The 23,904-nt window shown below is 64.0% G+C and carries 17 protein-coding genes; 7 read left to right on the top strand and 10 right to left on the bottom strand.

Annotation, left to right across the window (positions count from 1 at the left end; genetic code table 11):
• On the bottom strand, positions 1 to 1,016 hold a 1,016-nt coding region (locus AC5I5I_RS16040; RefSeq protein ID WP_495974779.1), incomplete at its 3' end, for a malic enzyme-like NAD(P)-binding protein.
• Between the two features lie 112 nt (positions 1,017 to 1,128).
• Between AC5I5I_RS16040 and AC5I5I_RS16035 the strand changes: the two genes are divergently transcribed.
• On the top strand, positions 1,129 to 2,394 hold the full coding sequence (locus tag AC5I5I_RS16035) for a DUF2254 domain-containing protein (protein ID WP_495974777.1): 1,266 nt from the start codon (positions 1,129 to 1,131) through the stop codon (positions 2,392 to 2,394).
• Between the two features lie 6 nt (positions 2,395 to 2,400).
• On the opposite strand, the gene aspS is transcribed toward AC5I5I_RS16035, so the two are convergent.
• Positions 2,401 to 4,197, bottom strand: a complete 1,797-nt coding sequence (gene aspS, locus AC5I5I_RS16030; protein WP_495974775.1) for an aspartate--tRNA ligase — start codon at positions 4,195 to 4,197, stop codon at positions 2,401 to 2,403.
• A 149-nt stretch (positions 4,198 to 4,346) separates the two neighbouring features.
• Here aspS and AC5I5I_RS16025 point away from each other — a divergent pair, with 149 nt between their 5' ends.
• From AC5I5I_RS16025 to hpaD, 4 genes are all read left to right on the top strand, one after another.
• On the top strand, positions 4,347 to 6,023 hold the full coding sequence (locus tag AC5I5I_RS16025; protein WP_495974773.1) for a thiamine pyrophosphate-dependent enzyme: 1,677 nt from the start codon (positions 4,347 to 4,349) through the stop codon (positions 6,021 to 6,023).
• A gap of 10 nt (positions 6,024 to 6,033) precedes the next feature.
• Positions 6,034 to 7,179, top strand: coding sequence for a ribonuclease D (rnd, locus tag AC5I5I_RS16020; RefSeq protein WP_495974771.1), 1,146 nt, complete (start codon positions 6,034 to 6,036; stop codon positions 7,177 to 7,179).
• A 16-nt stretch (positions 7,180 to 7,195) separates the two neighbouring features.
• Positions 7,196 to 9,262 (top strand): S9 family peptidase, encoded by a 2,067-nt coding sequence (locus AC5I5I_RS16015; RefSeq protein ID WP_495974769.1) that lies wholly within the window; start codon positions 7,196 to 7,198, stop codon positions 9,260 to 9,262.
• A 106-nt stretch (positions 9,263 to 9,368) separates the two neighbouring features.
• Entirely contained in the window at positions 9,369 to 10,217 is an 849-nt protein-coding gene (gene hpaD, locus AC5I5I_RS16010) for a 3,4-dihydroxyphenylacetate 2,3-dioxygenase (RefSeq protein WP_495974767.1), read from the top strand.
• 7 nt (positions 10,218 to 10,224) lie between these two features.
• On the opposite strand, the gene ppx is transcribed toward hpaD, so the two are convergent.
• From ppx to AC5I5I_RS15985, 5 genes are all read right to left on the bottom strand, one after another.
• Positions 10,225 to 11,739 (bottom strand): exopolyphosphatase, encoded by a 1,515-nt coding sequence (ppx, locus tag AC5I5I_RS16005; RefSeq protein ID WP_495974765.1) that lies wholly within the window; start codon positions 11,737 to 11,739, stop codon positions 10,225 to 10,227.
• Between the two features lie 76 nt (positions 11,740 to 11,815).
• Positions 11,816 to 14,023, bottom strand: coding sequence for an RNA degradosome polyphosphate kinase (locus AC5I5I_RS16000; RefSeq protein WP_495974763.1), 2,208 nt, complete (start codon positions 14,021 to 14,023; stop codon positions 11,816 to 11,818).
• 106 nt (positions 14,024 to 14,129) lie between these two features.
• On the bottom strand, positions 14,130 to 14,807 hold the full coding sequence (locus AC5I5I_RS15995; protein WP_495974761.1) for a P-loop NTPase family protein: 678 nt from the start codon (positions 14,805 to 14,807) through the stop codon (positions 14,130 to 14,132).
• 1 nt (position 14,808) lies between these two features.
• Entirely contained in the window at positions 14,809 to 15,921 is a 1,113-nt protein-coding gene (locus AC5I5I_RS15990; protein WP_495974759.1) for an AI-2E family transporter, read from the bottom strand.
• Between the two features lie 34 nt (positions 15,922 to 15,955).
• On the bottom strand, positions 15,956 to 16,501 hold the full coding sequence (locus tag AC5I5I_RS15985; protein ID WP_495974757.1) for a CDP-alcohol phosphatidyltransferase family protein: 546 nt from the start codon (positions 16,499 to 16,501) through the stop codon (positions 15,956 to 15,958).
• A 143-nt stretch (positions 16,502 to 16,644) separates the two neighbouring features.
• Here AC5I5I_RS15985 and purM point away from each other — a divergent pair, with 143 nt between their 5' ends.
• Positions 16,645 to 17,718 carry a phosphoribosylformylglycinamidine cyclo-ligase gene (gene purM, locus AC5I5I_RS15980; RefSeq protein ID WP_495974755.1) on the top strand — a complete coding sequence of 358 codons (1,074 nt, stop codon included), beginning with the start codon at positions 16,645 to 16,647 and terminating at the stop codon, positions 17,716 to 17,718.
• Positions 17,719 to 17,724: 6 nt separating this feature from the next.
• Positions 17,725 to 18,390 (top strand): phosphoribosylglycinamide formyltransferase, encoded by a 666-nt coding sequence (gene purN, locus AC5I5I_RS15975; RefSeq protein WP_495974753.1) that lies wholly within the window; start codon positions 17,725 to 17,727, stop codon positions 18,388 to 18,390.
• 66 nt (positions 18,391 to 18,456) lie between these two features.
• Here the strand turns inward: purN and AC5I5I_RS15970 are convergent, their stop codons facing one another.
• The 3 genes from AC5I5I_RS15970 to AC5I5I_RS15960 all read right to left on the bottom strand — a co-directional run bounded on the left by AC5I5I_RS15970 (position 18,457) and on the right by AC5I5I_RS15960 (position 23,855).
• Positions 18,457 to 18,660 carry a cold-shock protein gene (locus AC5I5I_RS15970; protein WP_495765319.1) on the bottom strand — a complete coding sequence of 68 codons (204 nt, stop codon included), beginning with the start codon at positions 18,658 to 18,660 and terminating at the stop codon, positions 18,457 to 18,459.
• A 275-nt stretch (positions 18,661 to 18,935) separates the two neighbouring features.
• On the bottom strand, positions 18,936 to 21,680 hold the full coding sequence (locus AC5I5I_RS15965) for a cation-transporting P-type ATPase (RefSeq protein ID WP_495974751.1): 2,745 nt from the start codon (positions 21,678 to 21,680) through the stop codon (positions 18,936 to 18,938).
• 78 nt (positions 21,681 to 21,758) lie between these two features.
• Positions 21,759 to 23,855 carry a molybdopterin-containing oxidoreductase family protein gene (locus tag AC5I5I_RS15960; protein ID WP_495974749.1) on the bottom strand — a complete coding sequence of 699 codons (2,097 nt, stop codon included), beginning with the start codon at positions 23,853 to 23,855 and terminating at the stop codon, positions 21,759 to 21,761.
• Positions 23,856 to 23,904: the final 49 nt, after the last annotated feature.

Genomic DNA, 23,904 nt, shown 5'->3' with positions numbered 1-23,904 from the left:
TCCAGCGCGCCACGGAAGATGTAGGGGAAACACAGGACGTTGTTGACCTGGTTCGGATAGTCCGAGCGTCCGGTACAGATCATGGCATCGGGCCGCACCGCCCTCGCCTCGTCCGGCATGATTTCCGGGGTCGGATTGGCGAGCGCCATGATGAGAGGCCGGTCGGCCATGCGCTTGACCATGTCTGGCTTCAGCACACCGCCCGCCGATACGCCGAGGAAGATATCGGCGCCGCCAATGATGTCGCCGAGCGTCCGCGCATCGGTGTCCTGCGCGTAAACGTCTTTCCAGCGGTCCATCAGCTTGGGACGGCCCTTGTAGACCACGCCTTCGATGTCGGAGATGAAGATGTTCTCGCGCCTGGCGCCGAGTTCGACCAGCAGATTGAGACAGGCCAGCGCCGCGGCGCCGGCGCCGGACGCAACGATCTTCACGTCGCCGATTTTCTTTTTCGCCAGATAGAGCGCGTTCGTCACGGCGGCCGCGACGATGATGGCGGTGCCGTGCTGGTCGTCGTGAAAGACCGGGATTTTCATCTGCTCTTTCAGCTGCGCTTCGACGTCGAAGCATTCCGGCGCCTTGATGTCCTCCAGGTTGATGCCGCCGAAGGTCGGCTCCAGCGCCGACACCACGTCGACCATGCGCGCGACGTCCGGCGCATCGATCTCGATGTCGAACACATCGATGCCGGCAAATTTCTTGAACAGGACCGCCTTGCCTTCCATCACCGGCTTCGAAGCCAGCGGCCCGATATTTCCGAGGCCCAGCACCGCGCTGCCGTTGGAAATCACGGCCACCAGATTCTGCCGGGCGGTGAGTTCGGCGGCCTCCCGAGGATCGGCGGCGATCGCCTCGCAGGCCGCGGCGACGCCCGGCGAATAGGCCAGCGCCAGATCGTGCTGGGTACCGAGCGGCTTGGTGGCGGCGATCTCCAGCTTTCCGGGCTTCGGAAAGCGGTGATAGGCGAGCGCCTGATTCTTGAGGTCATCGGACAGGTTGGACATCACGGACGGCATTCAGAATTCCTCCGGCGTCCCGACGCAATGGGGCGCCCACGAACTTTCTATGGAACTTATCCCGCGAATGCGAATGTTAGTTGGGACGCTGCGATTCAGCGGGAGAGATACCATGCTGCCGCGCCTCTTGACGATCTGGGAAAATGTCCGCACCAGCCTTTGGGCCCTCCCGCTCGCCATGATGGCGATCGCAGCCGTGGCGGCCGTTTCCGCAACCGGAATTTCGATCGAAGTCGGAAAGGACCCGGTCTGGTTTCTGTATAGCGGCGAGGCCAAGGACGCGCCGGGCTTCCTGTCCAATCTGGTGACCGCCACGATCACGCTGGCGACGCTCGCAATTTCCATCACGATGGTCGTGCTGACACTGGCCGCGCAGCAACTCGGGCCGCGCCTGATTCGCCTCTTCATGAGCGACCTGCGCACCCAGATCATGCTCGGTCTGTTCGTGGCAACGGTGGTCTATCTCGTGCTGGTGATGCGCAGCGTCTATGGCGACAGCGTGCCCAATCTGGCGGTGACCATCGGCACGACGCTCGTGCTTCTGAGCATCATCGTCCTGCTGCTGTTCGTCCACCATCTGGCCCGCTCGATCATCGCCGACAATGTGATCGACGATGTCGGCGCCGAGATCGACGGCGGCGCGCGCAGGCTGCTTCCCCGGAAGGATGACGGCGCGCCCTCCGACGCGGCGCGGCCTGCGGGACCGGGACGCGAACTGATCCTCAAATGCGAGGGTTACATTCAGGCCGTCGATCACGCGCGCATCGTGAAGACGGCCTGCGAGGCGGACGCCGTGATCGAACTCAGCGCGCGATCCGGTCATTTGATGATCGCCGGGATCGCGGCCGGACGTGTCTGGCCGGCGGAGGCCGCGACCGGATCATTCATGAAAGAGGTCGAGGGCGGGCTCATCGTGGGCAGCGAGCGGACACCCGTGCAGGACCTGGAATTCTCGATCCGGCAGATGGTCGAGATCGGGGTGCGCGCGTTGTCGCCGGGCGTCAACGATCCCTATACGGCGCTGGTGACGATCGACCGCCTGTCTCTCTCCCTTGCGCGGATCATGGAGCGGGGCGCGCCGCAGGAGCAATGGTGCGACGAGGAAGGCCGGTTGCGGCTGATCATGCCGAACTCGCATTTCGACGGCCTGCTCGACGCCAGCTTCAACATGCTCCGGCAATATGGCGACGGCAGCGCCGCTGTGCTGATCCGCCTCGCCGAGCGGCTGAGCGACCTTGACGCGCTGGCCGACGAGCAACAGCGCAAGCACATCCGCCGCCATCTCGACATGATCCTGCGCGCCGGCCGACGGTCGTTGCCGGAGCCGGACGACCTCGCGGCACTCGAAAGCCGCATCCCGCAAGCCGCACGCGGCTGACGCGAGTTATTTCTGCGGCAAATTCAACCGGATGTGCAGCTCCTTGAGCTGCTTCGGCGTTACCTCGGACGGCGCGCCCATCAACAGATCCTCTGCGCGCTGGTTCATTGGGAACAGCACCACCTCGCGGAGATTGTCCTCCCCGCAAAGCAACATGACGATGCGATCGATGCCGGGCGCGATGCCGCCATGCGGAGGTGCGCCGAGCGAGAGCGCGCGCAGCATGCCGCCGAACTTCGCTTCCAGCACGCTCTCGTCATAGCCGGCGAGCGCGAACGCCTTCCTCATCACATCGGGACGATGGTTCCGGATCGCACCCGAAGAGAGCTCGGTGCCGTTGCAGACGATGTCGTACTGGAATGCCTTCATGCCGAGGATCTTCTCGTGATCGTTCGGATCGAGCGCCAGGAATTCCTCGACCGGCATGTTCGGCATCGAGAACGGATTGTGTGAGAAGTCGATCTTCTTCTCTTCCTCGCTCCATTCATACATCGGGAAGTCGACGATCCAGCAGAACTCGAAACGATCGGTGTCAATCAGCTTCAGCTCTTCGCCGACGCGGGTGCGCGCAAGCCCGGCGAATTTGGCGAAGTCCTTAGGCTTGCCGGCGACGAAGAAGCAGGCATCGCCGACGCCAAGCGAAAGCTGATCCGCAATCTGCTTGGTACGTTCCGGACCAATATTTTTGGCGAGCGGACCGGCTCCGCCCTCCTCGCCTTCACGCCAGAAGATATAACCGAGGCCCGGCTGGCCCTCGCTTTGCGCCCAGGAATTCATCCGATCCGCGAAAGCACGGTTACCGCCGGTCTTCGCCGGGATCGCCCACACTTCGACCGTGGGATCGTTCGCGATCATGTTGGCGAAAATCTTGAAGCCCGAACCGCGGAACGCGTCGGTGACATTCGCCATCTTGATCGGGTTGCGCAGGTCCGGCTTGTCCGAACCGTAGAGCCGCATCGCATCGGCATAGGCGATGTGCGGAAATTTCTGCGTCACCGGCTTGCCGCCGCCGAATTCCTCGAACACGCCGCGCAGCACCGGTTCGACCGCATTGAAGACATCGTCCTGGGTGACGAAGCTCATCTCTATATCGAGCTGGTAGAACTCGCCGGGCGAACGATCGGCGCGCGCATCCTCGTCGCGGAAACAGGCCGCGATCTGGAAATAGCGGTCGAAGCCCGACACCATGATCAGCTGTTTGAATTGCTGTGGCGCCTGCGGCAGCGCGTAGAACTTGCCGGGATGGATGCGCGAGGGCACGAGATAGTCGCGCGCGCCTTCCGGCGATGATGCGGTCAGGATCGGGGTCTGGAATTCGAAGAAGCCACCCGCCTTCATCCGGCTGCGGATCGAATCGATGATCGCGCCGCGCTTCATGATGTTGGCGTGCAGTCGCTCGCGGCGCAGATCGAGGAAGCGGTAACGGAGGCGAATATCCTCCGGATATTCCTGGTCGCCGAACACCGGCATCGGCAGTTCGCCCGCCGGGCCCAGCACCTCGATCTCGGTCGCGAATACCTCGACCATGCCGGTGGGCAGGTCCGGATTCTCGGTCCCGGCCGGCCGCTTGCGGACCTTGCCGTCCACCCGCACCACCCATTCGGAGCGCAGCTTTTCGGCGTCCTTGAAGGCGGGGCTGTCGGGATCGGCGACGACCTGGGTCAGCCCGTAATGGTCGCGCAGATCGATGAACAGCACCCCGCCATGGTCGCGGACCCGGTGGACCCACCCAGACAGGCGCACTTCGGCGCCGATGTCGCTCTCGCGGAGAGCACCGCAGGTGTGGGAGCGATAACGATGCATGGCGGGTCTTTCGCTGGGCGGATTCGTAAAAAGTGGGCTGGAAGCGCGGGAAAAGCGCATGGGGGTCGTGCTTTGTCAAGGCAAGGGAATGCCTCGACAGAGCCGCCTCGATCTGCATTCTGGGGGTGGAAACATCGTCGACGGAATCAATGCCAAAACAATCGAAAAAGGCCGCCGCGAACGGCAAGTCCAGCGCTCAGGCCGTCCGGATGACCACCGGGCAGGCCGTGGTCAATGCCTTGCTCGGACACGGGATCGATACCGTTTACGCGCTGCCGGGGGTCCATAACGACCATTTCTTCGACGCCCTCTACAAGGCCGGAAACCGGGTGCGGGTGGTTCATACCCGCCATGAGCAGGGTTGCGCCTATATGGCGCTGGGCGCGGCGCTCGCGACCGGCAAGCCGCAGACCTATTGCGTGGTCCCGGGACCGGGGCTCCTGAATACCGGGGCGGCGCTTCTGACCGCCTATTCGATGAATGCCCCGGTGCTGGCCCTGATCGGCCAGATCCCACAGAGCACCATCCGCCGCGATCTCGGCCAGTTGCACGAAATCCGCGACCAGGCCGGCATCATCGAGCGGCTGGTGGATCATTCGGCCCGCATTCCCCGCGCCGCCGATGCCCCGCGCATGGTCGCTCAAGCGGTCCAGTCCATGTTTGCGGATCGGCCGGGTCCGGCCGCGCTGGAATGCGCGATGGATGTCTGGGGCCGCAGCGAGCCAGTGATCGACCACGCCCCACTCGCAGCCTTCGAGCCGCCGATCGACGACGATGCCATCACTGCTGCGGCCAAGCTCCTGGGAGCGGCGAAAAACCCGATGATCGTCTGCGGCGGCGGCGCGCAGGAGGCCTCCAAGGAGGTGCAGCGCCTGTCGGCCATGCTGCAGGCGCCGGTGCTGGGTTATCGGCGCGGCCGCGGCATCCTCGACAGCCGCGATCCGCTCTCGATCACCCTACCGCTGGCGCACGACATGTGGCGCGAGGTCGACGTGGTGATCGGGATCGGCACCCGCCTGCTTCAGCAGCTGACCGTCTGGGGTTCGGACAAGGACCTGAAGGTGATCCGGGTCGAGGCCGATCCGGACGAGCCCGAGCGCGCCGGCAAGCCCGATGTCGCGCTGCTGGGCGACTCCGCACCGGTGCTGCGCAAATTGCTCGCCGCCCTGCCCGCACACAATGCCAAGCGGAAGTCGCGCAAGGCGGAAATGGAAGAACGCCAGGCCAGGCTTGCAAAGCGCATGGCCAAGCTGGTGCCGCAGATGGCCATTCTCGACGCGATCCGCGCCGAATTGCCGGAGGACGGCATTTTCGTCGACGAAGTGACGCAGATCGGCTTTGCCGCAAGACTTGCGATGCCGGTCTACAAGCCCCGCACCTTCATCTCGCCGGGCTATCAGGACAATCTCGGCTGGGGATTTGCCACCGCGCTCGGCGTCCAAGACGCGATGCGCGACAAGCCGGTGCTGTCGATTTCCGGCGACGGCGGCTTTCTCTACACCGCAAACGAGATGGCCTCCGCAGTCCGCCACAAGATCCCGCTGGTCAGCGTCGTTTTCAACAACAAGTCGTTCGGAAATGTGAAGCTCATTCAGCAGGAATGGTATGGCGGGCGCACGATCGCCAGCGACCTGACCAATCCGGATTTCGTGAAATTCGCCGAGGCCTTCGGCGCAGCAGCGGAACGCGTCGAGACACCGGCGGAGTTGCGCGCCGCGCTCAAGCGCGGCTTCAAGCGCAGAGGCGGCCCGACCCTGATCGACATGCCGGTCGAGGCCATGCCCAGCCCCTGGGAATTCATCATGATGCCACGCGTGCGAGGTTGATCCACGCACCATGGATTTGATTACAACCACCAATGATCTCGTCGATGCCTGCGAACGTCTCGCCGCGCATCCCTTTGTCACCGTCGATACCGAATTCCTGCGCGAGTCGACCTATTATCCGCAGCTCTGCGTCGCGCAGCTTGCGAGTTCGGACGAAGCCGTGGTGGTGGATGCGCTGGCCCCCGGCATCGACTTGCAGCCATTCTTCGACCTGATGGGCAATGAGAAGGTGGTGAAGGTTTTCCACGCCGCCCGCCAGGATATCGAAATCGTCTGGCATCGCGCCAACCTGATCCCCAATCCGATCTTCGATACCCAGATCGCAGCCATGGTGCTGGGTCACGGCGATTCAGTGTCCTACGACCAGTTGGTGCAGCGCATCACCGGCGATACCCTCGACAAATCCTCACGCTTCACCGACTGGACCCGCCGCCCGTTGAGCAAGTCGCAGGTCGAATACGCGATCTCCGACGTGACCCATTTGCGCGACGTCTATCGCAAGCTCAAGGGCGACCTCGAAAAGCGCGGTCGCACCGAATGGCTGAGCGAGGAGATGAGCGTCCTGACCTCGCCCGAAACCTACCGCATGGATCCGGACAACGCCTGGCAGCGGCTGCGCACCCGGGTGCGCAAGCCGAAGGAGCTGGCGGTCCTGATCGAGGTTGCGGCATGGCGTGAACGCGAAGCCAAGGCGCGCGACGTGCCGCGCGGCCGCGTGCTGAAGGACGATCTCGTCGCCGACATTGCGATCCAGGCGCCGACCACGATCGAGCGGCTGTCCTCGCTCCGCTCCCTGCCGAAGGGCTTCGAACGCTCGCGCTGGGGCCTCGAAATCCCGGACGTGGTGAAGCGCGGACTCGAGCGCGACCCGAAGACGCTGCCGTCGATCGAGCGGGTCAAGCCGATGCAGAACGGGTCGGCAATCGTCGAATTGCTCAAGGTCCTGCTGCGCATGACCGCCGAGAAACACGCCGTTGCCGCCAAGGTGATCGCGACCGTCGACGATCTCGAACGCATCGCAGGCGACGATCACGCCGATATTCCGGCGCTGCGCGGCTGGCGCCGGGAATTGTTCGGCGAGAAGGCGCTCGCGTTGAAGTCCGGCAAGCTTGCGCTCGCGATCGAGAAGGGTCGAGTCTCGGCGATCGAGCGGTAGCGACAGGCGCAATCAGATGACCAATACGCCCCCCGTCGCCAAGCGCGTGCCGCACGCCGTCACCCATCACGGCATCACCGTCGAAGATCCCTATGCCTGGCTCCGCGACCCCGGCTATCCCGAGGTCAAGGACGCCGACATTCTCGGCTATCTCAACGCGGAGAACGCTTACTTCGAAGCCGCGATGACACCGCATCGCGCCCTGCTCGATACCATCGTCGCGGAGATGAAGGGGCGCATCAAGGACGACGATTCGAGCGTGCCGCAACAGGATGGCGACTGGCTTTACTGGTACGCCTACGACTCCGGCGCCGAATATCCGAAATGGTATCGCCGCAGCATCACCGGCGGCCGTGACGACGTCGTCCTCGACGAACCGGCTCTGGCTGCCGGCCACGATTATTTCCGGCTCGGCGGTCATGCGGTCAGCCCGGACGGGCGGCTCCTGGCCTATGCGGTCGACACCGACGGGTCGGAGCGTTTCGTGCTCAAGGTGCGAGAGCTTGCGACCGGCGCGGACCTGCCTGACGTGATCGAGAACTGGCGTTACGGGCTGATCTGGGCCGCGGATTCAAAAAGCTTCCTGTATACCGATGCGGACGAGAACTGGCGGTCGAAAGCGGTGTGGCACCACCGGCTCGGCGATCCGCAGAGCGCCGACCGGGAAATCTATCGCGAGCACGATCCGAAATTCGGCGTGAGTCTCGGCCGCACGCAATCGCGGCGCTTCGCGACGTTCTCGACCGGCGATCACTCCACCAACGAAATCTATCTCGTCCCGCTTTCCGACTTCTCTTCGGAGCCCGTGCTGGTCTCGCCGCGCGTCACCGATCGGCTTTACGATCTCGATGAGCGCGAAGGCGTCCTCTACATCCGCACCAACGACAACCATCTGAACTTCCGCGTGGTGACCGCGCCGGTCTCCGCTCCCGGGCGATGGAGCGAAATCATCGCCGGCAGCGACCGACATTACATCCTCGGCCTCACCACTTTCCGCAATCTCATGGTGATCGAGGAGCGCATCGACGGCCTGTCGCAAATCCGGCTGCGCGACTATGCCGACGGCGCCGAGCATTACATCGGCTTCCCGGAGGCGAGCTATGTCGCCGGCCTCGGCGGCAATCGCGAATACGAGGTCGACCGGCTGCGCCTCAACTATCAATCGATGGTCACGCCCAACACGGTCTATGACTATCACCTCGCCGATGGCCGGCTGGAGATATTGAAGGTCCGCGAAATCCCGAGCGGGTACGACGCGTCTCAATATGTCACCGAGCGGCTGGTGGCGCCCGCCCGCGACGGCGTCATGGTGCCGGTGTCGGTGGTCTATCGCCGCGACTTCATCAAGAACGGCAAGGGCCGCCTGCATGTCTATGGCTATGGCGCCTACGGACACGCCATTCCGCCCGGCTTCTCGACCAACCGGCTGTCGCTGCTCGATCGCGGCTTTGCCTGCGCGATCGCGCATATCCGTGGCGGCGACGATCTCGGATACCAGTGGTATCTCGACGGCAAGCTGTTCAAGCGCACCAATACCTTCAACGATTTCGTCGACGTGACCCGCTATCTGGTGGCCCAGGGCTTCGCCTCGGAGGGCCGCGTCACCGCAGCCGGCGGCTCTGCGGGCGGCGAATTGATGGGCGCGATCGTCAACGAAGCGCCGGAGCTCTACGGCGCCATTGCCGCGCATGTGCCGTTCGTCGACGTGCTGAACACCATGCTCGACGACACGCTGCCGCTCACCCCCGGTGAATGGTCGGAATGGGGCAATCCGATCACCGACAAGGCGGCGTTCGAATACATCCTGAGCTACAGCCCCTACGACAATGTGCGCGCGCAAGCCTGCCCGGCCATGCTGGTCACCGCCGGACTGAACGATCCGCGCGTCACCTATTGGGAGCCGGCCAAGTGGGTGGCGAAGCTTCGTGCCACCCGGACCGACGACAATATCCTCCTGCTCAAGACCAATATGGGTGCCGGCCACGGCGGCAAATCCGGCCGCTACACCGCGCTGGAGGAGGCCGCGGAGGAATTCGTTTTTTTCCTCACGCAGGTTCCGGACAAAGCCAGCACTTCGTCCTGAACGCGGCCCACCGCGTTCTCATCGTCTGCCTTTGACCTAGCGCAAGAGTGTGGGCGACCACGCTTCCTAAGCTCCCGCGAAATTTGCCTTCGGGGAGCGCCGCCACATGGGCGAACTGGTTCTGGCTGCCAAGATCACGCATGTGCCCTCGCTCATGCTCTCCGAGCATATCGAACCGCTGAAAGGCACGCGCGACGGCCCGATCAACGCCCTGAAGCTGATCGGCCAGCGCGCGCGGGAGCGCGGGGCCGATACCTTCGTCGTCTTCGACACCCACTGGATTTCGAATTTCGGCTTCCACATCAACGCCAATGTCTGGCATCGCGGCACTTATACGAGCCCCGAAGCGCCGCACATGATCAACGACGTGACCTATGACTTCCCGGGCAATCCCGATCTGGCCGATCTCATTGCCGAGGAGACCGCAAAGGACGGGCCGCTGGCGCTGGCGCATCGGGTCAAGACCATGCCGGTCGAATACGGCACCATCGTCCCGATGCATTACATGAATGGCGACAAGGCGATGTCGGTGGTGCCGATCGCCTCTCCGGTCTTCGCCTCCGTCGACGAGAATCGCCGGTTCGGTGCCGCCGTGCATCGTGCCATCACGCGCTCCGGCCACAAGGCCGCGATCCTAGCGAGCGGCTCGCTGTCGCATCAGCTGTTCGAAAATTCCAAGCTCGGACCGGACGCCTGGAACAGGATCTCGACCGAGTTCAACCGGCAAATGGATCTGCGCGTTCTGGAATTATGGCGCGAGGGACGGTTCGCGGAATTCTGTGCGATGCTTCCGGATTATACCCGCAAGTGCAGCGGTGAAGCGCTGATGGTCGATACCGTGATGCTGTTCGGCGCGCTCGGCTGGGACGGGTTCAAGGGCAAGGCCGAACAACTCTGCGAGTATTTCCCTTCGAGCGGCAGCGGCCAGGTTGCCGTCGAATTTCACCTGGCCTGACGCCGCCCTATTCCTCCATCACAACCGCTTCGCGTCCGATCAGCCGCGCCAGAGTTCGCATGCGGTTCATGACGCGCTCGCCGTTCAGCGCCGCCTGCGCGCCGGGCAGGCGCAGCACCAGCTTACCGCGCTCGACGCGGAGCGGAGTCTTCGGCAGCACCCCCGGCATCGAAGCAGAGACCATGTAGGCGACGCGCATGGCCGCGCCCAGGATGCGCGCGCGATCCAGCATGCGTGTCGACGCAAGTTCGCGCAGCCGCGGCGACAGATCGTCGTCATGCGTGACCCCGACATGCCGGAAATAGACCGCCAGCGCGAGATAGGCGCGGCCGGCATGGTCGAGCGACACGAAATCGGCATGCGCGATCAAGTTCAGCGACTGTTCGCCGCGATAGTCCGGATGGGTCCGCCATCCCACATCCGCCACCAGGCACGCGGCATGGCGCAATCTTCGTTCCGCAGCACTCTCGTCGATGCCGCTCGAATCCATCAGGCGGTCGGTCCAGTCCACCAGTTGCTCGCCATGTTGCGGCGAGCGCGAACGCAGCAGATTGAGATTTCGGGCGGCGGCGATCAGCGCATCCTTCTTGCGTTCGCGCTCGCTCAGCATCGAATAAAGCAGCCCCTCGCGCACGCCGAGCGCCGAGATCACCACGGTCTCAGGCCGGATCTTGCGGATCAGCCGGCCGAGTACCACCGCGGCGTAGCCCAGGAGCGGACGGCGCGCCGCCGATACCACTTCGATATTCGACAGCGTCTCGGGATCGACGCGCTGAACCAGTTCGCAGAATTCGAGCGCCTCGCGCGCCTGCAGCGTATAGCCATGCATGACGTGGAGCGGATAACCGGTTTGCGCCATGTGCAGACTGGCCAGCGAGCGCCAGGCACCCCCGACGGCGTAGAAAGTGCGGCCCTTGCCCGCCTTCAGGAACGGCACATCCGACAATTCCTTGTCGGCAATCCGGTCGGCGCGCTTCAGCGACTGGTCGGCGGCATCTTTCAGCGTCAGACCGCCCAGCGGAACGGTGACGCCGCGCCGAATCTTGCTGCCACGCACATCGATGAGTTCCAGCGATCCGCCGCCAAGGTCTCCGGCAATTCCATCCGGCTCATAAATGCCAGACACCACACCGAGCGCGGCCAGTTCCGCTTCGCGGCGGCCGGACAGAACATCGATCTTGACCCGGCAGATGCGCTGGGCCTCCGCAATGAAGGCGGGTCCGTTTTCTGCGTCCCGGCAGGCGGCGGTCGCAATACCGAAGACGTGGCCGACCTGAAGGTTGTCGCACAGCGCGCGGAAGCGCCGCAGCGCCAGCAAAGCCTCGGTCACGGCGTCGGGCGCGAGAAGACCGGTGGACTGAACTTCGCGGCCGAGCCCGGCGAGGACCTTCTCGTTGAAAATCGGCGTCGGACTGCGCGTCTGGCCCTCATAGACCACGAGGCGCACCGAGTTGGAACCGATATCGATGACTGCCACCGCAGGCCCGTGATCGAGGCGGCCCTGCGCTGCCTCCGGCGGCATCGCTTTCCCGACACTTGATCCTGACGGTTTGCGCCCGGTTTTGCGGCTCTTGGTGCCGATTGAATCGATGCGCCCGCTATCTGCGGTCCTGACGGCGGCTGAGGCGGCGCGGCGTTGATTCTTTGAGCGATTTCCCACGTCCCGACAGGCTCGGATTGGTCATGAAGTAATTCTGCGCGTTGAAAGGCTCCTCGCCTTTCGCGGGCCTTATGCGGGTTGCGGTGCCGTCAGGCAAGACTTTCCAGCTTTGTTCGTTATCGTTGAAATTAACCACCATGATCTGGTCGAGCACCTGCTCGTGGACGGTCGGATTGGTAATCGGGCACAAAACCTCGACCCGGCGGTCCAGATTGCGCGGCATCATGTCGGCCGACGAGATGTAAACGACCGCCTTCGGATGCGGCAGGCCGTGTCCGGCGCCGAAGCAATAGATGCGCGAATGTTCGAGGAACCGGCCGACGATCGACTTGACCCGGATATTGTCCGAGAGGCCCGGAAGTTCCGGCCGCAGGCAGCAAATACCACGGACCACGATGTCGATGGAAACTCCGGCCTGCGAGGCCTGATACAGCTTGTCAATAATCCCCGGATCGACCAGCGAGTTCATTTTCAGCCAGATCGCCGCGGGCCGCCCAGCCTTGGCATGCTCGATCTCGGCATCGATGTGTTCGACCAGCCGCTTGCGCAGTGACACCGGCGACACCGCCATCACTTCGAGTTCGGCAGGCTCGGCGTAGCCGGTGATGAAGTTGAAGATGCGTCCTGCGTCGCGCGCGATCACCGGGTCATCAGTGAAATAGGACAGGTCGGTATAGATGCGCGCCGTGATCGGATGATAATTGCCGGTCGCGACATGGACATAAGTCGCGAGCTTGCCGCTCTCGCGCCGCACCACAAGCGAGAGCTTGCCGTGGGTCTTCAGTTCGATGAAGCCGAACACCACCTGCACGCCCGCGCGTTCGAGATCGCGCGCCCAGCGGATATTGGCCTCTTCGTCGAAACGCGCCTTCAGTTCGACCAGCGCGGTGACGGACTTTCCGGCTTCCGCCGCTTCCGCCAGCGCCTTGACGATCGGCGATTCCGCCGAGGTCCGGTACAGCGTCTGCTTGATCGCGATCACGTCCGGATCGCGCGCCGCCTGCTGCAGGAACTGCACCACGACGTCGAACGATTCATAGGGATGCTGGACCACGAAGTCCTTCTGGCGGATCGCCGCGAAGCAGTCGCCGCCATGATCGCGAATGCGTTCCGGAAAGCGGGGATTGTAGGGCGCGAACAAAAGGTCGGGACGATCGATCGACACCACTTCCTTCAGGTCGTTGAGCGCAAGCATGCCGTCGACGAGAAATGTCTCGTCTTCGCTCACCGCCATCGCCCGTCGCACGAACCGGCGGAGGTCTTCGGGCATTGCCTGTTCGAGTTCGAGGCGGATCACCGAACCGCGGCGGCGCCGCTTCAGCACGCTCTCGAACGAGCGAACCAGATCTTCGGATTCTTCCTCGATTTCGATTTCGGAATCGCGGATCACACGAAAGGCGCCGACCCCGTTCATCGCATAGCCGGGGAACAACTGGCCGATATACAGGCACGCGACCTGTTCGAGCATGATCAGGCGACGCGCGCCGTCGGCGCCGCGCGGCAGATGCACGAAACGTTCGATCTTGTGCGGCACGCGGATGAGCGCATTCATCGCCTTGCCGTCGCTGATGCGCGACAATTGCAACGCGAGCGTGAAGCCCAGATTGGGAATGAACGGAAACGGATGCGCCGGATCGATGGCGAGCGGGGTCAGCACCGGAAAAATGGCGGACAGGAATTGCTCTTCCAGCCAGTCATGTTCCTGCTTGGTCACGCCTTGCGCGTCGACAATGACGATATCGTTCGTGCCAAGCGCAGCGCGAAGTTCGCGCCACCGCGCCTGCTGGTCACTCGCCAGCACTGCGACCACTTCGGCAATCCGGGCCAGTTGCTCGGACGGGGTCAATCCGTCTGGGGAACGATCGGTGACGCCTTCGCGCACCTGACCCTTGAGCGCGGCCACGCGCACCATGAAGAATTCGTCGAGATTGTTCGCGGAGATCGACAGGAACCGCAGCCTCTCCAGCAGCGGATGGTTCGGGTTCGCGGACTCGTCTAGAACCCGCCGGTTGAAATGCAGCCACGATAATTCGCGGTTGATGAAGCGTTCCGGGCTGTCCATCAGGTTCGGCTGACGGGTCTCCTGAGACCGCCCAGCCCCCGAACTTTCTTCTTTTAAAACAACGGCTTCGGCACGATCTTGCATGGTATTGTTCCAGAAAGTCAGACCGTACGACAAATTCGTGACCAGCCCGTGACGGACACCGGAGAATTGACCTCAATCCCCGGCGGGACAAGTCCGAACCGACGCTTTACGCCGGGCCGTCCCGAAACAATTCGGAGGCCAGTGCACGGTTCACCGGTCTTTTGCGTTGCAGTGCTTCGCGGTCGAGCGTCCGCACCGCCTCCTGCAACGCCGCGAAAGACCGGCCAACCCGGGCCAGCAGGTACGTCACCAGATTCTCGTCGACCGCAAGCTGCCGGTCCGCGAACAGTTTCACCGTCACCGCACGCAGCAGCGCATCGTCGGGCATCGACAGGGCGATGGCTGGCACCGCGCGTAGCCGCGATTCCAGATCAGGCAGCGCCACGCCCCACAGCACCGGAGCCGATCGTGCGGTCAGGAGAAGATGGGCCTCCTGCTCGCGCACCAGATTGAGCAGATGAAAAAACGCGCGCTCGTCGAGCGCACCTTCGCCGCAATTCTCGAGGACCAGCGCACCGGTCGTCAGCGCCTCAGGTAGCATCGCGGTGTTCAGGGCGCGGGCCGACAGCACCCGTGCGCCGGAATTCTGTGCCCAGATCGATGCGAGGTGGCTTTTGCCGCTGCCCTCGGGGCCGGTTATCGCGATCGTATGCGACGGCCAGTCCGGCCAGCGCTCGACCATGGACAATGCCGCCTCGTTCGACGGCCCCGGCAGAAAATCCTCACGCGACAGCTTCTCGGCGTGATCGAGCGCAAGGGCAAGCTGCCGCGGCGGAGACGCCATCTCAGCCCGGCTGGCCGCCCGTGTAATAAGAGCTGGCAAGATATTGGCGCAGCAGGAAGCGCACCAGCACGCCGATCGCAGCCGCGGTCGGCACCGCCACCAGCAATCCGACAAAGCCGAACAGATAGGCGAAGGCGAGTAGCGCGAACATCAGCCAGACCGGATGCAATCCGACCTCCTTGCCGACAAGGAACGGCTGCAGGATGTTGCCCTCGACGAACTGCCCGGTGAGGAAGATGGCGGCAGCGAGCGCCGGCATGGTCCAGTCCGGCCAGAACTGCGCGATGGCAATGCCGACCGCCAGCATGAAGCCGGTGATGGTGCCGACATAGGGCGCGAAACCGAGCACCGCCGCGACGATACCGACGAGCAATCCGAAGTGAAGCCCGATCGCGATCAGCGCGATGGAATAGAAGGTGCCGAGGATCAGGCACACGATCGCCTGGCCGCGAACGAAGCCCGAAATAGCCGCATTCATTTCGCGCGCGAGGCCGCGCACGGTCTCGCGATAGGGCACCGGCACCCATGAATCGACGGCTTCGATCATCCGCTCCCAGTCGAGCAGGAGATAGAAGGCGACGATCGGCGCGATCACGAAAATGGACAGGACGGAAATCAGCGCCTTCCCGCCCGAAGCCAGCGATCCAAGAAAACCCGCGGCCCAGCCCGCGGCGCCGGCGGCCACGCCGCCCAATTGCTTTTCCGCATCGGGCAGCCGCTCGCCGATCACCCGGCCCAGCCAGCCGTTGCTTTGCTCCTGGATCAACTGACGGATGCGCTCGACATATTCCGGCAGGCGCTGAATAAAGCCCGATATCTGCTCCCCGAGGAGCGGCAGCAGCGTGATCAGCGCAAACGCGATCACCGCGATCGCAATCACCACGATCAGGACCGACGCGATCGGCCGGCTTAGCCCAAGTTTCTGGAGTTTGCGCACGATCGGATCGAGCAGATACGCGAGCACCATGCCGGCCACGAATGGCAGCAGCACGTCGCCGAGCAGCCACAGCAGCGCGACGAAAACCACCAGTGCGCCGGTCCAGAAGATGAGCTGGCGGCGCAACGATAGCGGCGTGACCGGTAGCGGCGGACCATCGGCCGGACCCGTCGTCATGGTGTTCATACGATTGCCGTCCCTGCCCTGTCCGCTAATGCGCGGCCCCGTTGGTGCCGAAATGGCGGATCCATTCCGCGACATAGAAGCCGATCGAAAGCAAGGTCAAGATCGTGACAAGCCCGATCAGCGCGGGCAAGGCCCAGCCGGCGTCGAAATTCAGCCCGAGCGACCCCAGGACCGTGCCCGCCAGCACGATCTGCGCCACCGTATTCAGCTTCGACACCGGATGCGGCCGGACCGGCATCGGCCGGGCCATCAGCATCGCCACGAGGAAGCCGCCCACGATCAGGATGTCCCGGGACACCACAAGAATCACCAGCCAGCGGGGCACCGCCTCGGTAAAGCCGAGCGCCACGTAGATCGACACGATCAACGCCTTGTCGGCGATCGGGTCCAGAAGCGCCCCGAGCTCGGTCGCCATGTTGAAGCGCTTGGCGAGGAAACCGTCCACCGCGTCGCTGATCCCGGCCACCAGAAACAGCAGAAAGGCCGGCAACATGTGACCGGCCGTGATCGCCCATACGATCAGGGGCACGCAGAGAATGCGCGCGGTGGTAATCAGATTGGGCAGATTCAAGGTGTAAGAGTCCCGGCAGAATCGGCCGGTTCTGCCGGCCAGCCAATAGAGTATAACCGCGCACAAGGCATTGCACCTAATGCGATTTCCGCGCTACCACGCGGCCAGACGCGCCGCAACGGCGTGACGAGGGCTCAGTCATCATGTCCGGCGAGAAACGCGGTTTGACCTATGGCGATGCCGGGGTCGATATCGATGCCGGGAACCGGATGGTGGACATGATCAAGCCGCTTGTCCGCGCCACCGCGCGTCCGGGAGCAGATGCCGAAATCGGCGGCTTCGGCGGGCTGTTCGATCTCGCCCGGGCCGGGTTCAAGGATCCGGTTCTCATCGCTGCAACGGACGGCGTCGGCACCAAGGTCAAGATCGCGATCGAAACCGGCCGGCACGACACGATTGGGATCGATCTGGTCGCGATGTCGGTCAATGACCTGGTCGTCCAGGGCGCCGAACCCCTGTTCTTTCTCGATTACTTCGCCTGCTCCAAGCTCGATCCCGAGACCGGGGCGCAGGTGGTGTCCGGTATAGCGGAAGGCTGCCGGCTGTCCGGCTGTGCGCTGATCGGCGGGGAGACCGCCGAGATGCCGGGACTGTATCAACCCGGCGATTACGATCTTGCCGGATTTGCGGTCGGGGCGGCCGAGCGCGGGACGATCCTGCCGCGCGCCGATATTGCCGCGGGCGATGTCCTGGTCGGGATCGCCTCGTCGGGTGTCCACTCCAACGGCTTCTCGCTGGTGCGAAAAATCGTGGAGCGGTCCGGGCTCGGCTTCGAGGCGCCGGCGCCGTTCGAGCCGGGCAAAAGTCTCGGCGAGGCGCTGCTGACGCCGACCCGGCTCTACGTGAAGTCATGCCTTGCCGCGATCCGGCAGACCGGTGCGGTGAAGGCGCTGGCGCATATCACCGGCGGCGGATTTACCGACAATATCCCGCGCGCCCTGCCGAAATCGCTGGGCGTGACCGTCGATCTGTCCGCGGTCGACGCCCTGCCGGTCTTCCGCTGGCTGGCGCAGACCGGGGACGTCGCCGTGCCGGAAATGCTGCGCACCTTCAATTGCGGGATCGGCATGATCGCGATCGTTGCGTCGGACAAGGCCGATGCGTTGCTTTCTGTGTTGCGCGACCAGGGCGAGCGGGCGATGCGGATCGGAGACGTGGTGCCGGCCGATGGCGGCGAGCGCGTGAGCTATCGCGGCACGCTCGATCTGTCGCTGTAGAACTCCATGGATCGCAAGCGGACCGCCATTCTGATCTCGGGTCGCGGCTCCAACATGACTGCGCTGATCGAAGCGGCCCGCGACGAACATTATCCTGCGCAGATCTGCCTCGTCGTTTCGAACCGGCCGGACGCGGCCGGACTTCAGCGCGCGGCGGACGCCGGCATCGCGACCGCGGTGGTCGATCACACGCGTTACCGCAAGGACCGGGAAGCCTTCGAGCGCGCCTTGCAGGACGTGCTGCTGCAGCACCGCATCGAGATCGTCTGCCTCGCCGGCTTCATGCGGCTGCTGATGGCGTGGTTCGTCGGCCAATGGCCGAACCGGATGCTGAATATCCATCCGGCGCTGCTGCCAGCCTTCAAGGGACTTGATACGCATCGGCGCGCCATCGAGGCCGGTGTGACGGAGCACGGCGCCACCGTCCACTTTGTCGTGCCGGAAATGGATTCAGGTCCCGTCATCGCGCAGGGCGCAGTTCCGGTGCTGCCGGATGAGACGGAAGCGACGCTCGCCGCGCGCGTTCTGAGCGTCGAGCATCGGATCTATCCGCTGGCGCTGAAGCTCGTGGCAGCGAATCGCGTGCGCGTGGTCGGCGGTGAGTGCGTGGTCGACGGTCCGGTCGATGCAGACGACGCGGCGTACCTACCGGGTCATATCACGGCGCATTAAAAAACCCCGGGGGACGGCCCGGGGCTTCACAACAGGTCGGCGAGAGCGTCTCACGTTTCGGATAGACTAACCCACCTTCAGATTTTCCGCGGACGCCTTGCCGCGGTTTGTGACGAGTTCGAACTCCACGGTCTGTCCCTCGTTCAGGGTCGAGAGCCCTGCCCGCTCGACAGCCGAAATGTGCACGAACACGTCCTTGTCGCCGCCACTCGGCTGGATGAACCCGTAGCCTTTGGTCGGGTTGAACCATTTGACGGTACCCTTCGGCATCGTCTGTCTCCTGGTCTGTCAGTCAAAGATGACGCCCGCATCGCCTTCGCATCGGCGCCACAACCTAATCTTTTGGGGAATCCGAGCGATCACGTCGCGACGAGGCGGAGCGGGAAGCGAAGGAACCAAAGTCAGATTGCATGGCAATCGAACGCGGAAAATGCGGCTGAAGCAAGACGCGTGATGCGCCCCCGCGGACGGCTGCACGCACGGTCTGCGGACGATTTGAACGAAACTGTCGGAAAATTGCGTTCGGCGCGGCGCCACCCGCGATGTTAGTCGGGCAGAATCCGGAAGCGCCGCCGCACCAGCTTTTCGATCTCCAGAATCCCTAAAAAGACAGCGCCGATCAGCACGACGGAAACACCGTCGGCAAATGAAACCGGCCGCGTGGTGAACACCGTCTGCATGAACGGCGCATAGGTGAATACCATTTGGGCAACCGTCACCAGCGCGACGCCGATCAGGACCGCGGGCGTACCAAGGATACCGGTCCACGTCACCGAGGTCGCATGCAGGTAACGCACGCTGAACAGATAGAAGATTTCCATCACCACGATCGTATTGACCACGATGGTGCGCGCTTCTTCGATCGGCAGACCGCGCGCCTGGGCCCAGAAGAACATGCCGAAGGCGCCGATCACGAACAGCACCGAAACGAGCGCCACCCGCCAGATCAACAGACCCGAAAGAAACGGCTGGCCGGGCGCACGCGGCGGACGCCGCATCGCATCCGGCTCGGTAGGCTCGAAGGCGAGCGTCAGCCCAAGCGCGACCGCGGTCACCATGTTGATCCACAGGATCTGCACCGGCGTTATCGGCAGCGCAACGCCGAACAGGATCGCGACGACGATCGCCATGGCCTCGCCGCCATTGGTGGGGAGCGTCCAGCCGATCACCTTGGTCAGATTGTCGTAGACCGTGCGGCCTTCGCGCACGGCAGCCACGATCGACGCGAAATTGTCATCGGCGAGCACGATTTCGGCCGCTTCCTTCGCCGCTTCCGTGCCCTTGCGGCCCATCGCGATGCCGACATCGGCGCGCTTGAGCGCAGGCGCATCGTTGACCCCGTCTCCGGTCATTGCAATGACGGCGCCGTCCGCCTGCAGCGCCTCGACCAGATGCAGCTTGTGTTCGGGGGTTGCGCGCGCAAACACCGTGGTACTACGCGCCGCCTCGCGAAAGTGCAGCTCGTCGAGACGCTCGAGCACCTCGCCGGTCATCACCGCGCGGTGGTTGGGCAGACCGAGTTGCCCGGCAATGGCGCGAGCTGTGGCCGCGTGGTCTCCGGTAATGACTTTGACGGAAATACCGGCATTGACGCATTCGCCGATCGCCGCGATCGCTTCCTCTCGCGGCGGATCGATCAGGCCAGTGATGCCGAGCAGGACGAGCCCGTCCTCGACATCCTTGAAGGTGAGATCGCGACTGCCGTCCGGCATCGCTTTCATCGCCAGCGCGAGTACGCGCTGCCCGCGCGACGCCAGCATCTCAACCCGCGCGAGCCATTGGTCAATGTCGACTGGCTCTGTCCCCCGCGCGCCCAGCACGCGCTTGCACATGCCGATCACGCTCTCCGGCGCACCCTTGAGATACAGGACGGCGCCGCCCTCATGGCCGTGATGCAACGTCGCCATGAAGCGATGGCGCGCATCGAACGGAATTTCGTCGGTGCGCGGATATTGCTTGCGCGTCAGCGGCACGTCGTATCCGGCCTTGGCGGCGAAGCTGACAAACGCGCCTTCCATCGGATCGCCGTCGACGATCCAGGCGCTCTCGCCCCGGCGCAGCGTCGCGTCGTTGCACAGCAAGGCTGCGCGCGCGAGTTCGTTCAGGACTATGTCGTCCTGCGGATCGATCTCCTTCCCCTCGTGCGCGAACGCGCCCTTTGGCTCATAGCCATTTCCGGTCACATCGACTTCGCCGGACGCGGTGACGACCGATTGCACCATCATCTCGTTGCGCGTGAGCGTGCCGGTCTTGTCGGAGCAGATGATCGACACCGAGCCGAGCGTCTCGACCGCTGGCAACTGGCGGATGATGGCGTTGCGCGCCGCCATGCGCTGCACGCCGATGGCCAGCGTGATCGTCATCACCGCCGGCAGGCCTTCGGGAATGGCCGCGACCGCGAGGCCCACCATCGCCATGAAGGCGTCGGCCCAGGCGTAGCCGCGAACGTAAACCGCGAACACGAACATGATCGCGGACACCGCCAGGATGACGGCGGTCAGTTGCCGCGCGAACTGGTCCATCTGCCGCACCAGCGGCGTGGTCAGGGTTTCGACCGCGCCGAGCATGGCGCTGATGCGGCCGAGTTCGGTCTGCAATCCCGTTGCAATGATTACGCCGAGGCCCTGCCCTGCGGCAACGAACGTGCCGGAATAGCCTATCGGCGTCCGGTCCCCCAGCGTGGCATTGGCATCGACTGGCGCCACGCTTTTCTCCACTGGGACCGACTCGCCGGTCAGGATCGCCTCTTCCACCGTCAGATTGCGCGCACGGATCAGCCGGATATCCGCCGGGACACGGTCTCCGGCCTCGATCAGCACGATGTCGCCCGGGACGATGTCTTCGGCGCTGACCGTGGTGCGATTTCCATCACGCAGCACGGAGGCGTGCGCCATGATCATCGCGCGGATGGCGTCGAGCGCCTGTTCGGCGCGCCCCTCCTGCACGAATCCGATTGCCGCGTTCAGCAACACCACAGCGAAGATGACAGCGGCATCGACCCAATGGCCGAGCAGCCCCGCCATGACACCGGCGGCCATGAGGACGTAGATCAGGAGATTGTGGAATTGCGCCAGCAAGCGCATCAACGCCGAGCGCGGCTTCGAGGTCGGCAACCGGTTGCGCCCGAATGCCGCCAGCCGCCTGGCGGCTTCAGCCGATGTCAGCCCGTCGGCCTGTGCATCCAGACGGCGCAGACAATCCTCGGCCGACGCGGCATGCCACGCGAATGACCCGTCCTGTTTGGACGGAACAGACATATTATGCGGTTTGATCTCGGAGGTTTCGGTCATCGATCCTCGGGGAAACTGTCCGGGTCATGAACCGTGCCTTTATTGGCTCCTCACAGTGGCGGATTGATGCGCCTCAAATCAGGCCTGCGACAAACGAACCCACACCTTGTTGTCGTGGAACGCGGCGCCGCCATAGGGCGCGATCGAATCCGCGCCGGTCAGCGAGTTGATGCCGCAGCCGTCTTCGTAGGCCGTATTCGGCCAGATCGATTCCGCAATCACCACGCCGCGCCGCACGCCCTCGAACAGTTTCGCGTGCAGCTTGACGGTGCCCCGCCTGTTGCCCACCGCGATCTTGTCGCCATCGGCGATGCCATGAGCCGCGGCATCGTCAGGATGCATCATCAGCGTCGGCCGCCCTTCCCGCTTCACCGACACCGGCGTCTCGTTGAAGGTCGAGTTGAGGAACTGCCGCGCCGGCGACGTCGCGAGCCGGAACGGATGCTCGGCATCCGCGCTCTCCGTCACCTCCCAGTGATCCGGGAGTACCGGCATCTGCGCCACCGGCCCCGCGGTCCAGGGCGACTTGAACGGCACCGTCGGCCAGTCCGGCTTGAAGCGGAACTTGCCGTCCGGCCATTTGAAGCCATCCAGATAATGCGCCTTCTCGAATGGCGGCTGGCAATCGATCCAGCGCTCGCGCTCCAGCTTTTCGAGATCGCCCCAGCCGGACTTCTTCAGCGTCCAGTCGATGATCTCGCGCGGCGTGAGATCGAAGCCTTGATGCGTGACGCCCAGCCGCTGCGCCAGTCCGGTGATGACGTCATGGTTGCTGCGGCATTCGCCCGGCGCATCGACCAGCTTCGGACCGAGCAGGATGTATTGGCTGCCGCCGGCCTGGTAGACGTCGTCGTGCTCCATGAACATGGTCGCCGGCAGCACGATGTCGGCCATCGCCGCGGTCTCGGTCATGAACTGCTCGTGCACGCAGGTGAACAGGTCGTCGCGCGCAAACCCGCGCTTGACCACATTCTGGTCGGGCGCGACCGAGACCGGATTGGTGTTCTGGATGAGCAGCGCCGTCACCGGCGGGCCGCCGAACAGCGCATCGGGTTCGCCGTCGAGGATCGCGCCGATCTTCGACTGATCGAGCATGCGCACCGACGGATCGGTGAGCTCCGGCGCCTCGATCATGTCCTTGTTCCAGTGATAGATCGCGCCGTTATTGTGGAACGCGCCGCCGCCCTCGTATTGCCAGGCGCCGGTCACCACCGGAATGCAGCTCGCCGCGTGCATGTTGACCGCGCCGTTGCGCGAACGCGAGAAGCCGTAGCCGAGCCGGAAGAACGCCCGCCTGTTCTCCTTCACCAGCCGCGCGAATTCCTCGATGGTCTCGACCGGACAGCCGGTGATTTCCGACGCCCATTGCGGCGTGCGCGTCTTCACATGCGCTTGCAGTTCGCGCGGTGCGTCGCTGTAGCGGTTCAGATAATCCCAGTCGGCCGCTCCATCGCGGAACAGGCAATGCATGATCGCGCAGGCGAGCGCGCCGTCGGTGCCGGGCTTCACCAGCACCGGCAGGTCGGCCTGCTCCATGGTGCCGTTCATGTAGATGTCGATGGCGACGATCTTGGCGCCGCGCTCTTTGCGCGCCCGCGTCGCATGCGTCATCACGTTGACCTGCGTGGACACCGGATTGGTGCCCCAGATCACGATCAGGTCGGACTTTGCCATCTCGCGCGGATCGGCGCCTGCGAGTCTGCCGGTGCCGGCGATGAACCCGGTCCAGGCCGGGTTGACGCAGATCGTGGTCTGGAAGCCGGAATATTTCTTGGCGTGGCGCAGCCGGTTGATGCCGTCGCGCATCACAAGACCCATGGTGCCGGCATAGAAATACGGCCACACGGTCTCGGAGCCGTAGCGCGCCTCCGCCTTCAGGAATTGCTCGGCGGTTATGTCGAGCGCGTCGTCCCAGCCGATCGGCTCAAATGCGCCCTCGCCTTTCGCACCCTTCCGGCGCAGCGGCCTGGTCAACCGGTCGGGATGATGGATGCGGTCGGCATAGCGCGCGACCTTCGCGCAGATGACGCCGGCGGTGTAGGCATTCTCGTCGGCGCCGCGCACGCGTCCGATGCGCGCGCCGTCATGCACCTCGACCTCCAGCGCGCAGGTCGACGGGCAGTCGTGCGGACAGGCCGAAGCCCGGACAGCAAGAGAGGCAGGGTGAATGTTCATCCTGCCTCTCGTTCTAGTTTAATGCGCGCGTTTTATCAAAACCGATTGC

Source organism: Pseudorhodoplanes sp., from assembly GCF_059499825.1.
Note: the sequence above shows the minus strand (reverse complement) of the source record. Positions and strands in the feature narration are given on the sequence as shown.